Origin of the sequence: Mycobacterium sp. SA01 (genome assembly GCF_041287105.1) — a bacterium.
Taxonomy (GTDB): domain Bacteria; phylum Actinomycetota; class Actinomycetes; order Mycobacteriales; family Mycobacteriaceae; genus Mycobacterium.
In genome coordinates this window covers 443,960-455,762 of the sequence record NZ_JBGGNO010000022.1, presented here as the reverse complement: position 1 = coordinate 455,762, position 11,803 = coordinate 443,960, and the positions used below count along the sequence as shown (strand labels likewise).

At 67.3% G+C, this 11,803-nt stretch carries 11 protein-coding genes; 7 read left to right on the top strand and 4 right to left on the bottom strand.

The genetic code is table 11. The annotated features are described in order from the left end of the window. Positions 1-70: 70 nt before the first annotated feature. Both AB4879_RS28250 and AB4879_RS28245 read right to left on the bottom strand, forming a co-directional pair. The gene (locus tag AB4879_RS28250; RefSeq protein ID WP_102805620.1) at positions 71-304 is read right to left on the bottom strand and encodes a hypothetical protein; all 234 of its coding nucleotides are present in this window, start codon (positions 302-304) and stop codon (positions 71-73) included. 148 nt (positions 305-452) lie between these two features. Continuing rightward, positions 453-2,678 (bottom strand): SulP family inorganic anion transporter, encoded by a 2,226-nt coding sequence (locus AB4879_RS28245; RefSeq protein WP_370510195.1) that lies wholly within the window; start codon positions 2,676-2,678, stop codon positions 453-455. A gap of 369 nt (positions 2,679-3,047) precedes the next feature. On the opposite strand from AB4879_RS28245, the gene AB4879_RS28240 reads away from it, so the two are divergent. Next, positions 3,048-3,827: a response regulator transcription factor gene (locus AB4879_RS28240; RefSeq protein WP_083121376.1), complete on the top strand. Its 780-nt coding sequence runs from the start codon at positions 3,048-3,050 to the stop codon at positions 3,825-3,827. Beyond that, complete coding sequence (locus AB4879_RS28235) at positions 3,824-5,359, top strand: sensor histidine kinase (RefSeq protein ID WP_370510194.1); 1,536 nt, start codon at positions 3,824-3,826, stop codon at positions 5,357-5,359. Before AB4879_RS28240 ends, AB4879_RS28235 begins: the two co-directional genes overlap by 4 nt. On the opposite strand, the gene AB4879_RS28230 is transcribed toward AB4879_RS28235, so the two are convergent. Then, positions 5,314-5,637, bottom strand: coding sequence for a type II toxin-antitoxin system VapB family antitoxin (locus tag AB4879_RS28230; RefSeq protein ID WP_102805617.1), 324 nt, complete (start codon positions 5,635-5,637; stop codon positions 5,314-5,316). The genes AB4879_RS28235 and AB4879_RS28230 overlap by 46 nt on opposite strands. Positions 5,638-5,821: 184 nt before the next feature. Between AB4879_RS28230 and hrcA the strand changes: the two genes are divergently transcribed. Genes hrcA through AB4879_RS28215 form a run of 3 tightly spaced genes read left to right on the top strand, consistent with a single transcriptional unit; the run spans position 5,822 to position 8,820 of the window. Continuing rightward, the gene (gene hrcA, locus AB4879_RS28225) at positions 5,822-6,859 is read left to right on the top strand and encodes a heat-inducible transcriptional repressor HrcA (RefSeq protein ID WP_036344462.1); all 1,038 of its coding nucleotides are present in this window, start codon (positions 5,822-5,824) and stop codon (positions 6,857-6,859) included. A gap of 56 nt (positions 6,860-6,915) precedes the next feature. Beyond that, positions 6,916-8,058, top strand: coding sequence for a molecular chaperone DnaJ (dnaJ, locus tag AB4879_RS28220; RefSeq protein ID WP_370510193.1), 1,143 nt, complete (start codon positions 6,916-6,918; stop codon positions 8,056-8,058). Between the two features lie 3 nt (positions 8,059-8,061). Further along, entirely contained in the window at positions 8,062-8,820 is a 759-nt protein-coding gene (locus AB4879_RS28215; protein ID WP_370510192.1) for a 16S rRNA (uracil(1498)-N(3))-methyltransferase, read from the top strand. Positions 8,821-8,823: 3 nt separating this feature from the next. On the opposite strand, the gene AB4879_RS28210 is transcribed toward AB4879_RS28215, so the two are convergent. After that, on the bottom strand, positions 8,824-9,975 hold the full coding sequence (locus AB4879_RS28210) for a LuxR C-terminal-related transcriptional regulator (RefSeq protein ID WP_370510191.1): 1,152 nt from the start codon (positions 9,973-9,975) through the stop codon (positions 8,824-8,826). A gap of 144 nt (positions 9,976-10,119) precedes the next feature. Between AB4879_RS28210 and AB4879_RS28205 the strand changes: the two genes are divergently transcribed. Continuing rightward, entirely contained in the window at positions 10,120-11,358 is a 1,239-nt protein-coding gene (locus AB4879_RS28205) for a cytochrome P450 (RefSeq protein ID WP_370510190.1), read from the top strand. Continuing rightward, positions 11,355-11,765, top strand: coding sequence for a nuclear transport factor 2 family protein (locus AB4879_RS28200; protein ID WP_102805612.1), 411 nt, complete (start codon positions 11,355-11,357; stop codon positions 11,763-11,765). Before AB4879_RS28205 ends, AB4879_RS28200 begins: the two co-directional genes overlap by 4 nt. The last annotated feature ends 38 nt before the right edge of the window (positions 11,766-11,803 follow it).

The window sequence follows — 11,803 nt, the reverse complement described above, 5'->3', positions numbered from 1 at the left end:
ACACGGCAAGGCCGCGGGGGAGCCTTGGGGGGTAGGCACATCCCGCGGCCTTGCCCGGCATACCTGCCGGTTAGCCCAGCGCCCACATCGGGATGCCGTTGAACCCGAACGCCTGCTGAGGCGAGGTGGCAGGAGGTGTGGCGTGGATTCGTGCGTGGCCCTGCTTCTGGCACATGGTGGCACCGCCCTTGTCCAGGCAGTCCATCGGGTTGGGCGATGCGCCGGCGCTGGGCGCGAGGCTGACGGCCAGCGCCGCGGCACCGGCGGCGACGAGCGGGGCGAGGTGGCGGAGTTTGATCGTCATTGATCGTCCTTTCTTCTTCCGGGAGAGAAACCTTGGGGGGATTAGGTTTTCGTTGACTCTTCCCGATAACTCAACTCTATGTCTTGTGGGTGACCCAGTCACGGAGTTCATATCAGAGTCAAATCTATTGATGGACAAATGAACTCAATCAACGCACAGCAATCCCGTTGGTATGCAATGACAGTGCTGGCGTGGGATCGACGTGAAGAACCTGGGCGCTGCCGATGTCATAGAACAGGCCGATGACCTTCAGCCGGCCCTGCTCGTGCAGGTCGTGGATCAGTGGGTGGCGCACCAGGGTGTCGACCTGGACGGCAACACTGACCATGCTCAGCTGGTCGGCGCTGTTGAACCCCTGCTCGGCGGCCGATTGTGCGATCGGGTGCCGGCCCTCGTCGAAGGCGTCCAGGGCCGGCTGAGCGTATTTCAGCCAGGACCGGAGGTGTTCCTCGCCGGGTGGGCGCGGCGCCGCGACGCTTTGCTCCCGCAACGCGGCATGCATTGCGCTGCAGGCGGAATGGCCGCACACGACGATCGATGACACGTTCAACCTACCGACCGCGAAGGCGATCGCCGCTTCCACGGAATAGTCGTGCTGGTCGGCGGGCACCAGGTTGCCGACGTTGCGCACGGTGAACAGGTCACCCGGCCCACTGCTGGTGATCGCGTTGGGCACGATCCGGGCGTCGGTGCACGTGATGAACAACGTCTCGGCGGTGTTGGTGTGCGCCAATTTCTCCATGTGCGGCCGTATTTGGGGAGCGGTCCTGCGGTGGTACACCTCGAGGCCGTCGAGAACGGACTGGCCTGCGGTGTCGCGCCGTTCGTGGCCGTTGGTGGTCAGCGGGTCCTGCCATGAACTCCACGGCACGATGCCGAGCCGCTTGTCGACCATGCCGAAGGAGCGCTGCGGCGGCCCGTCCAGCGCGCTGTTCAGTTCGACGGAGCCGACTTCCTGCACCAGAACGCTGCCGCCTGAAGCCTCGTGCTGGCGCTGCCAATCCTCGATGACCTGGTGTGCGGCGTGATCGATGAAGTCCACCGAAATCTCCAGTGTGACGCGCACACCGGGCGGCACCGACGCCAGCGTCTTGTGCAGCTGGGGCAGCGACAGGAACGTGGCCGAGCCTTCCACGGCGACGCGCCAATCGTCGTTGTCGTCGTCATCGTCGGCGGGTTGGGCATGGATCCTGGCGCGCGCCACCCGCCAGACAGTCAGCACGACGGCCAGCGCCAGCCCGAGCAGAACGCCTTCGAGCAGGTTGAGAAAGACCACCCCGGTGATCGTCACCAGATAGACGGCGATATCGCCGGTTCGGCGTGCTGTCTTGATGTGGCTGAGTTTGACCAGCTGGATGCCGATGACGATCAGCAATCCGGCCAGCGCCGCAGTCGGAATCTGCTGAGCCAAACCGGCGAACGGCAGCGCGAAGACCAGCACCCACACGCCGTGCAACATCGCCGATGCGCGGGTCTTGGCGCCTGCGGTGACGTTGGCCGAGCTGCGCACGATCACGCCCGTGATCGGAAGTCCGCCGACCGCGCCCGAGACGACGTTGGCAGCGCCCTGTCCCACGAGTTCGCGGTTCAGGTTCGACCGCGGGCCGTCCTGCATCCGGTCCACGGCGACCGCGGTGAGCAAGCTCTCGACGCTGGCGATGAGTGCGACGGTGATTACGCCCGTCGCGAACGCACCCCAGTTCCCCTCCGGCAGGCCCGGCGGCTTCAAGGCGTCGAGCAGTGACCCGTTGAGTTGGATGCGGGGCACATTCATCGCGAAGAGCACCGACACGGCGCTGGCGACGACGATCGCGACCAGTGGCCCGGGCACCTTGCGGATCTTCGCGGGCATCCAGCGCCAGCCCACCAGGATCCCGATCACCAGCAGCCCCACGGCCAACCCCGCGTGATCAGCGGCGAGCAGCTGACCGGGCAGTTCGGTGATGTTGCGCCAGGCCGAGCTCTCGGAGCTGCCGCCCAGCAGGACGTGGACCTGCTGAAGCGCGATCGTGACGCCGATGCCGGCCAGCATGGCGTGCACCACCATCGGTGAGATAGCCAGCGCTGCGCGGCCCACCCGGCTGACTCCCAGCAGTACCTGGAGGATGCCCGCGCAGACGGTGATTGCGCAGGTCACGGCCCAGCCGAATTCGGCCACCAGGCCCGCGACGATCACCGTGAGCCCGGCGGCGGGACCGCTGACCTGCAGCGGCGATCCGCCAAGGGCGCCGGCAACCACACCGCCGACGATCGCCGCGATCAGTCCCGCCAGCACCGGTGCATCGGAGGCGATGGCGATGCCCAGGGACAGCGGCAGGGCCACCAGGAAGACCACCAGCGAGGCCGGTAGGTCGTAGCGCAGGAGGGTGGACATCCTGCCCGGGTCTTCAGAACCCTCGAGTGGCGCAGTTGAACGCTGCAAGGCCAGACTCCTGTCTGCGTATGCGAGATCTATTAATTGACAGTCGATTCACGAATCGTGCCGCCGAAGCGAAACGAATTCACAAGCGCGACAGTAGGTGTGGTGAAAGATCGACTTCAAGGAATCCATATCGGATCCATATCTGCGGGCACTCGGCGCGGTCGAGTTGTGACCAAAATGTGTCGCGTCTAACAGATGAGTGCGGAATGCTCTGGCCGCGAACGCAATACGACAACACCGTCAGTAGGGCTGCGACCGGGCAAGATATGAAACAGATATGGGGTCCATGACAGATTCATGTGTTTTCACCAGAATCGAAGTATGGCTATCCCGGTCGCACCGTCAACGTCTCGTCCTCTTCGCCCCCGTCAGGCCATCCTCGGTCAGCTTCCGCGCATCTCCCGCGCCGATGGTTCGCCCATCCGCGTACTGCTCGTCGATGACGAGCCGGCGCTGACGAATCTGGTCAAGATGGCCCTGCACTACGAGGGTTGGGAAGTGGAAACGGCCGGCGACGGTCGTGACGCCTTGTCGAAGTTCCGGGAGTTCGAGCCGGATCTGCTGGTGCTCGACATCATGCTGCCCGACACGGACGGACTGCAGATCCTCAAGATGACCCGGGAGACCGAGGGCTATACACCGACGCTGTTCCTGACGGCGCGGGATTCGGTGATGGACCGGGTGACGGGGCTGACCGCGGGAGCCGACGACTATCTGACCAAGCCGTTCAGCCTCGAGGAGTTGGTCGCGCGGTTGCGGGGCCTGCTGCGGCGGTCCAAGGCCACCACCGCGCCCGAGGACGAGGTGCTGAAGGTGGGCGATCTGGTGCTGGACGGGCCGAGTCGTGAGGTCACCCGGGGCGACGAGCAGATCTCGCTGACCACCACCGAGTTCGAGCTGCTGCGGTATCTGATGCGCAACCCGCGCCGCGCTGTCACGCGCGCCGAGATCCTGGACCGGGTGTGGAACTACGGCTTCGGCGGCCGGTCCAGCATCGTCGACCTCTACATCTCCTATCTGCGCCGCAAGGTCGACGCCGGACGCGAGCCGATGATCCATACGGTGCGCGGTGTCGGCTACATGCTGCGGCCCGAGCGGTGAGGCCGGCCACCCACGGCGAGAGGCGGTGGCGTCCGCGTTCACTGCGCAGGCGGTTGGTCATCTGGGTCTCGGCGATCAGCAGCGTGGCGATGATCGCCATCGGCGCGGTCGCCGTGATGAGTCTGCGCGACGAGGCGATGAGTCTGGCCAACAGTCAGGTGTCGAATTCGCTTGCTGCGTTCAGCTATTCGTATTCCAAGGCCAAGCGGTTCGGGGACATCGAGCAACCTTCCGAAGACGGCAGCGCCGGTCACGGCGACCTCGGTGAGTTCCCGGGTCAGGGGCCGGGCACGGTGATCGCGATGCTGCGCGACGACCGGGTGGTGTACGCCAGCGCGTTCACCGATGGTGAACCCGTCCCCGCTCCGCCGGACGCACTGCGCGCGTTGGAGAAGATCAACTGGGCCGGCGGCGATCCGCAGACCGTCGAACTCGGCGACATGGGGTCGCATCGGGTCGGGCACCGGGATTTCCCGGGCGGCGAGCGGCTGGTGTCGGCGGTGTCGCTGGATCTGGCCAACAAGACCGTCGCCGGCAAAGGCCTGACCGTGGTGATCCTGGTGGTCGTCGCTGTGGCGCTCACCGCGTTGGGAACGATGATCGTGGTGAACTACGCGTTGCGGCCGTTGCGGCGCGTCGCTGACGTCGCCGCCAAGGTTGCCGCCCTTCCCCTGGATCCCACCGACTACCGGATCACCGCCCGGGTGAGCCCGGCCGACACCGACCGGGCCAGTGAGGTCGGGGTCGTCGGCCATACCCTCAACCGGCTGTTGACCAATGTCGATTCCGCGCTCGGCGATATCGCGGCCTCCGACCGCCGAACCCGCCAATTCCTCACCGACGCGAGCCATGAACTGCGCACACCGCTGGCCGCGATCCTCGGCTACGCCGAACTGACCCGCCAGGACAGCGACTTGCTGCCGCCGACCACCGAGTACGCGCTGGCCCGCATCGAGGCGGAGTCACGCCGGATGGCGTCCCTGGTGGCCGACCTGCTGCTGCTGTCGCGGCTCGACGAGGGCGGTGACCTGGAGCTCGAAGACCTCGACCTGTGCGACGTGGTCGCCGACGCGGTCAACGACGCCGCGGTGAGCGCGCCGGATCATCACTTCATGATCGACCTGCCCGACGAGGCGATCTGGGTTCGCGGCGACCGCGCCCGGTTGCATCAGCTGCTGGCGAACCTGCTCGGCAACGCGCGGGTGCACACCCCGGCGGGAGTCACCGTCAACACATCGCTCACCAGGGGCGGCGACGGGCGGGTGCAGCTTGTCGTCAGCGACGACGGTCCCGGTATTCCCGAGGAGATCATGCCCAACCTGTTCGGCCGGTTCGTCCGGGCGGACAAGTCGCGGTCGCGCGAGCTGGGCTGCAGTGGGTTGGGGCTGGCGATCGTCCTGTCGATCGTGGAAGCACACGGCGGCACGGTTAACGCGCAATCCCGCCCGGGCAGAACTCAATTCACGGTGAGCCTGCCGGCCGCCGGTCAGCTGGCCGAGAACTGGTCGGCGACGCCGTCGTCCATGTCGTAGACCCGGGCGTGCAAGACCGTGCGATTACGCAGCGCGGCCCGGACCGCCCGGTGCAGGCCGTCCTCGAGGTAGATCACGCCGCGCCACCGGACCGCGTGCGGGAAGAGGTCGCCGTAGAACGTCGAGTCCTCGGACAGCAGGCGGTCCAGTGCCAGCACCGTCGTCGTGGTGACCAACTCGTCGAGGCGGATCTGTCGCGGCGGAATCTGCGACCAGTCGCGGTAGGAGAGGTTGTGCTCGGGGTATGGCTTGCCGTCCCGAACGCCTTTGAAGATCATCGCGCCGTCGTCCCTGCCGGCCGACCCCGCACCACCATTCGAGCAAGGCTAGTCGCTGGAGGCCCCACCGTCAGCGGTGGGCGAACATCCGTGCGCGCGGCCCGAGTCGGTGGCACTCCGCGTCCGTGGGTGCTAATTGTGCTGTTGGTGTCCGTAAAATGGAGACGACTTGGAGGTGTACCAGATGGGAAGTGCTGACGACCGTCGCTTCGAGGTGCTCCGTGCGATCGTCGCCGACTTCGTGGCGACCAAGGAACCGATCGGTTCCAAAGCCCTCGTCGACCGCCACAACCTGGGGGTATCCAGCGCAACGGTGCGCAATGACATGGCGGTACTGGAAGCCGAGGGCTACATCACCCAGCCCCACACGAGCTCCGGGCGAGTGCCCACCGAGAAGGGCTACCGCGAGTTCGTCGACCGCATCGACGACGTCAAACCGCTGTCGGGCTCCGAGCGCCGAGCGATCCTCCAGTTCCTGGAATCCGGCGTCGACCTCGATGACGTGCTGCGGCGTGCGGTGAAGCTGTTGGCCCAGCTGACTCGGCAGGTCGCGATCGTCCAGTACCCGACGCTGTCAACCTCGACGGTGCGGCACCTGGAAATCGTGGCGTTGACGCCGGCCCGGCTGCTGATGGTGGTGATCACCGACTCGGGCCGGGTCGACCAGCGCATCGTCGAGTTGGGCGACACCATCGACGACCACCAGCTGTCCCAGTTGCGCGAATTGCTCGGGCAGGCGTTGGAGGGCAAGCGGCTGGCGGCGGCGTCGGTTGCGGTCGCCGACCTGGCTGCGCGGCTGGATGGGTCGGGCGGCCTCGGCGATGCCGTCGGCCGGTCGGCCACGGTGCTCCTCGAGTCGTTGGTGGAGCACAATGAGGAACGTCTGCTGATGGGCGGCACCGCCAACCTGACCCGCAACACCGCCGACTTCGGGGGATCGCTGCGCTCCATCCTCGAAGCCCTCGAGGAACAGGTCGTGGTGCTTCGCCTGCTGGCCGCGTCACAGGAAGCGGGTAAGGTCACGGTGCGCATCGGCCAGGAAACCGAGGCCGAGCAGATGGCCGGAACGTCGGTCATCAGCACGACCTACGGCAGCTCGGGCACCGTGTACGGCGGCATGGGTGTTTTGGGACCCACCAGAATGGACTATCCGGGAACTATCGCCAACGTCGCAGCTGTTGCGATGTACATCGGCGATGTCCTAGGACACCGAGCCGGGTAGCCGGCGACATTAGACATGCGAGCCGGCTAGCCGGCGGGGAATTCGAAAGGTCAACAGTGGCACGGGATTACTACGGCTTGCTCGGGGTGAGCAAGGGCGCCAGCGATCAGGAGCTCAAGCGCGCCTATCGAAAGCTGGCCCGCGAATACCATCCCGACGTCAACCCTGACGAAGAGGCCCAGCACAAATTCAAGGAGATCAGCGCCGCCTACGAGGTGCTCTCCGATCCGGAGAAGCGGCGCATCGTCGACCTGGGCGGCGACCCGCTGGAGGGCGCCGCTGCGGGAGCCAACGGGTTCAGCGGCTTCGGCGGTCTGGGTGATGTGTTCGAGGCGTTCTTCGGCGGCGGCGGTGCGTCGCGCGGCCCGATCGGCCGGGTGCGGCCCGGTTCGGACTCGCTGCTGCGAATGCGCCTGGATCTGTCGGAGTGCGCGACCGGGGTCACCAAGCAGGTGACCGTTGACACCGCGGTGCTCTGTGATGTGTGCCAGGGCAAGGGAACTCACGGCGACTCCACGCCCGTCGCCTGTGACACCTGCGGCGGACGCGGCGAGGTGCAGACGGTGCAGCGTTCGCTGCTGGGTCAGGTCATGACCTCCCGGCCCTGCCCGACCTGCCGCGGCGTCGGCGAGGTCATTCCCGATCCCTGCCATCGGTGCGCCGGCGACGGACGAGTGCGCGCCCGCCGCGACATCAGCGTGAAGATTCCGGCCGGTGTCGGTGACGGCATGCGGGTTCGGTTGGCCGCACAAGGTGAGGTCGGCCCGGGTGGCGGCCCGGCGGGCGATCTGTACGTCGAGGTCCACGAGCAGCAGCACGACATCTTCGTCCGCGACGGCGACGACCTGCATTGCACCGTGTCGGTGCCGATGGTCGACGCCGCGCTCGGCACCTCCGTCACCGTCGACGGCATCCTCGACGGGCTGACCGAGATCGCCATCGCGCCGGGCACCCAACCCGGTTCGGTGACCACCCTGCGCGGGCACGGTATGCCGCATCTGCGGTCCGGGGTCCGGGGTGACCTGCACGCGCATATCGAGGTGACGGTGCCCGGCAAGCTCGACGCCCGGGCCAAGGAACTACTCACCGAGTTCAAGACCCGCAGCCATGCCGAACCCGAGGTCAAGTCCACGCACGCGGTGGCCGGCAACACCGGCGGACTGTTCAGCCGGCTCCGCGAAACATTCAGCGGCCGTTAGGCGTTGGCCGACACACTGTTTTTCGCCGACGCCATTCCGGTGGTGGGGCAGCGTGCTGTCGTCGACGGTGACGAGGGTTTCCACGCCGCGACGGTCCGGCGCATCCGGCCCGGCGAAAAGCTCGTCCTGTCCGACGGTGACGGGACGATGGCTCGCTGCGAAGTGGACCAGACCAGCAAGCGCGGGTTCTCGGCCCAGGTGCTGGAGCGCTGGACGCTCCCGCGTCCACATCCGCCGGTGACCGTCGCGCAGGGGATTCCGAAATCGGAGCGTTCGGAACTGGCGATCGAGTTGGCCACCGAGGCCGGCGCCGATGACTTCGTCGCCTGGCAGGCCGACCGGTGTGTGGCGCGCTGGGACGGCGAACGGGCCGAGAAGGGCCTACGCCGGTGGCGGGCGGTGGCGCGGTCGGCGGCGCGGCAATCGCGGCGAGGCTACATCCCACCTATCGACGGCCCGGTCGCGACGGCCGCGCTGGCCGACCTGGTCGCCGAGCGGGTCGGGGCCGGCGGACTGGTTCTGGCGCTGCACGAATCGGCCAACCGTCCCCTGGCGGAACTGCCGGTGGCCCAAGCGGATTCGATCATGTTGATCGTGGGTCCCGAAGGTGGGATCAGCGACGCCGAACTCCACAGGCTGGCCGACGCGGGGGCAACCGCGGTCCGGTTGGGTCCGACGGTGCTGCGCACAACGACAGCCGCGGCGGTGGCCCTCGGCGCGTTGGGTGTGCTGACCGGGCGTTGGTCCGATCAGCGTCAGTAGCGGTCAGGCCGGCTCGGGCCGGGCTGCCAAGCGCGCGTAGATCGACGCCGCCTCGGCGCGGTTACTGGCGTGCAGCTTCCGAAGTACCCGCTTCACATGGGATTTCACCGTGCCGGGGGTGATCACCAGTTCGTCGGCGATCTGCTGGTTGGTGCGCCCGTCGGCCATCAGTCGCAGCACCTCGGCTTCGCGGCGGGTCAGCATCTCGTGCACCCGCGATTCCACTTCCGCCAGCCGGCGGCTGGCCGTGCTGCGCTCGGCGGGCTCGACTTTGCGCAGTTCCAGGTCGGCGTCCTGGAGGGCTTGGGCGGCCTGCTCGGCGGTGGCCAGCGCGTTACGCACGTCGGCGTGCTGGCGGCGCATCCGCTCCATCAGCACGGTTCGTTCGAAGGCGTAGCCGAATCCCTCGGCGAACGCCCACACGGTGTCGCGGTCGATCTCGTCGACGGTGCGCCCGGAGTACAACCGGTCGGCGTGCAGGAAGCCGATCACCCGTCCGGTCGGCATCACGGGTGCCGCGACGTAGGAGTGGGTCAGCGAGAAGTCGATGATCGGCCGGTTGACCCGCGGATCGTTGCGGGCGTCGCGCACGATTTCCGGTGCGTGCCTGCGGATCATCTGCGTCTCGAGGAGCATGTGGTCCAGCGGCGGGGCGACCGACTGGGCGAACGCGACCATCTTCTCGGCGCCCTCGGCGTCGTCACCGAAGTAGGCCGACTCCATCACCATCTTGCCCTCGTGCACCCGGAACAGGACCGCGCGGTCGAAGCCGCACGACTCGACCAGTTCGCGCGGCGCGCGGTCGACGATCTTGGCGACCTCGTCGATGCCGCGCAGTTTTGACAAGCCTTCCTGCACGCGCAGCAACGCCAGCGTCCGGCGCCGGGCGCTGTCCTCGATCAGCTGGCGCTCCAGCAGGGACAGGTCCAGCACGGCTTCGAGCGCGGCGAGCGCTTGTTCGTCGCCGAGCGCTTCGAGCGCTTCGCGGACCAGGGTGGCCTGCGCGTCGACGGTGTCGGCGACGGCTCGGACCGGGTCGTCGGCAGGTTCGACGATCCCGAGCCGGCACGCCTCGTCGTAGCGGCGGGAGACCGCACTGACCGGCGGGGCTTTGGATGCCCAGCCGGGGTGGTTGCCGTCGATCAGCGCGGTCACAGGCAGACAGTCGGTGGGAGTGGTCACAGTGAGGCGATGCTCTCACCGCGATCGAGGCCGTGGTGGCAAAACCGCTCGGTCGGGAGCGCAACTGACCTCCATCGGGAGATCGACCAGGCTCATACGAGCAATGAGGCTGTTCGCATGACCTCGACGACCGCCTCTGCCCTGCATCTGCTCACCACCCCGGAGGGGATCGCGAACCCCTACCCGCTCTACGAGCAACTGCGCGATTCCTCGCCGGTGGCGGGCTATCGGGACTGGCCGCCGGGCACGGTGCCCGGCGCCGACGAACCGGTCACCGCGTGGGCGCTGTTCCGCTACGACCAGGTGCTCGCGGCGGCGCGGGACAGCGAGACGTTCTCGTCGCGTGATCCCATCCAGGAGGCGTCGTCGGCTCCGAGCCTGATGCTGGTCAACACCGACGCGCCCGCGCACACCGCCGAACGCAAACTGGTCAGCCAGGCGTTCTCGCCGCGGCGCATCCGGCGGCTCGAGAACTGGCTGGACCAACTGGTGCCGCTTCTGCTCGCCGAGTTCGACGACCGCACCGGCGACGGGGATCGCGACGTGATGGAGTTCGCCGACGAGGTGCCCACCCGGGCGATGGTTCGGCTGCTGGGTCTTCCCGAAGGCGACCACGTCCGATTCAAGAACTGGGCCAACGCGTTCATGCTGTCGTCGACGATGACTCCCGAGGAGCGGATGGCCAGCAACTTCGAGATGGTCACGGCGTTCACTGAGCGCGTCACTGAAAAGCTTGCGCACGTTGATGATTCGCAGGACATCGAGGATGCCGAGGACCTGATCTCGGCGCTGCTGCGGGCCGAGCTCGACGGTCAGCGGCTCACCCCGGAGCAGGTGGTGCGGTTCTGCGTCACCCTCGTGGTCGCAGGCAGCGAGACGACGACCTATCTCATCGGCAGCGTTCTCGACGCGATGGCGCGGGAACCCGCGGTCACCGCCCGGCTGCGGGCCGACCGTTCGTTGCTGAGCACGTTCATCGAGGAGGTCGCGCGGCTCACCGGGCCGAACCGGCTGTTCCGGATCGCGACCCGCGACGTCGAGATCGACGGCGCCACGATCCGCAAAGGGGAGTGGGTGGCATTGTTCTTCGGCTCGGCCAACCACGACCCGGCCGTGTTCGAAGATCCGGCACGCCTGGATCTGGACCGGCCCAACATCCGTCAGCATCTGGCGTTCGGCCACGGTCTGCACTTCTGCCTCGGTGCGCCGCTGGCCCGGCTGGAGGTGCTGTCGATCGTCAACGCGGTGCTGGACCGCTACTCGGTGATCGGCCTGTCCGAGGAGCCCGCCGAGCGGCAGACCGCCAGCCTGCTCACCCACGGCTTCGTCCGTCTGCCGATGCAGCTGAGCCGATGAGCGAGACCCTCAACATCGCCACCACCCGGGCCATCTACGCCGCGGTTCCGGCCGGTGACCTGGCGACGGCGCTGAGCCATATGGATCCGGACGTCCGGATCACCTACTACGGCAGTGCCGCCATCCCGTACGCCGGGGACTATCACGGCATCGAGGCTGCGGGAGAATTCTTCAGCACCGTCGGCGCCCACATCGAGATCGTGGCAATGGAGCCGTGGCTGTTCATCGGCGACGGCGACAACCTGGCGGTCTGGGGTCACCAGAAGTTCCTGCGCACGGCCACCGGGCACACCTGGGAGTCGGAGTTCGCCCACATCATCACGCTGCGCGACGGCAAATGGCTGCACTTCCGCGACTTCATGAACTCGGCACTGACCCATCAGGCGTTCACCCAGACTGTGGGTTAACCAGTGGGAGGTGCGGCGCTCGGACGGTAAACTGGTGT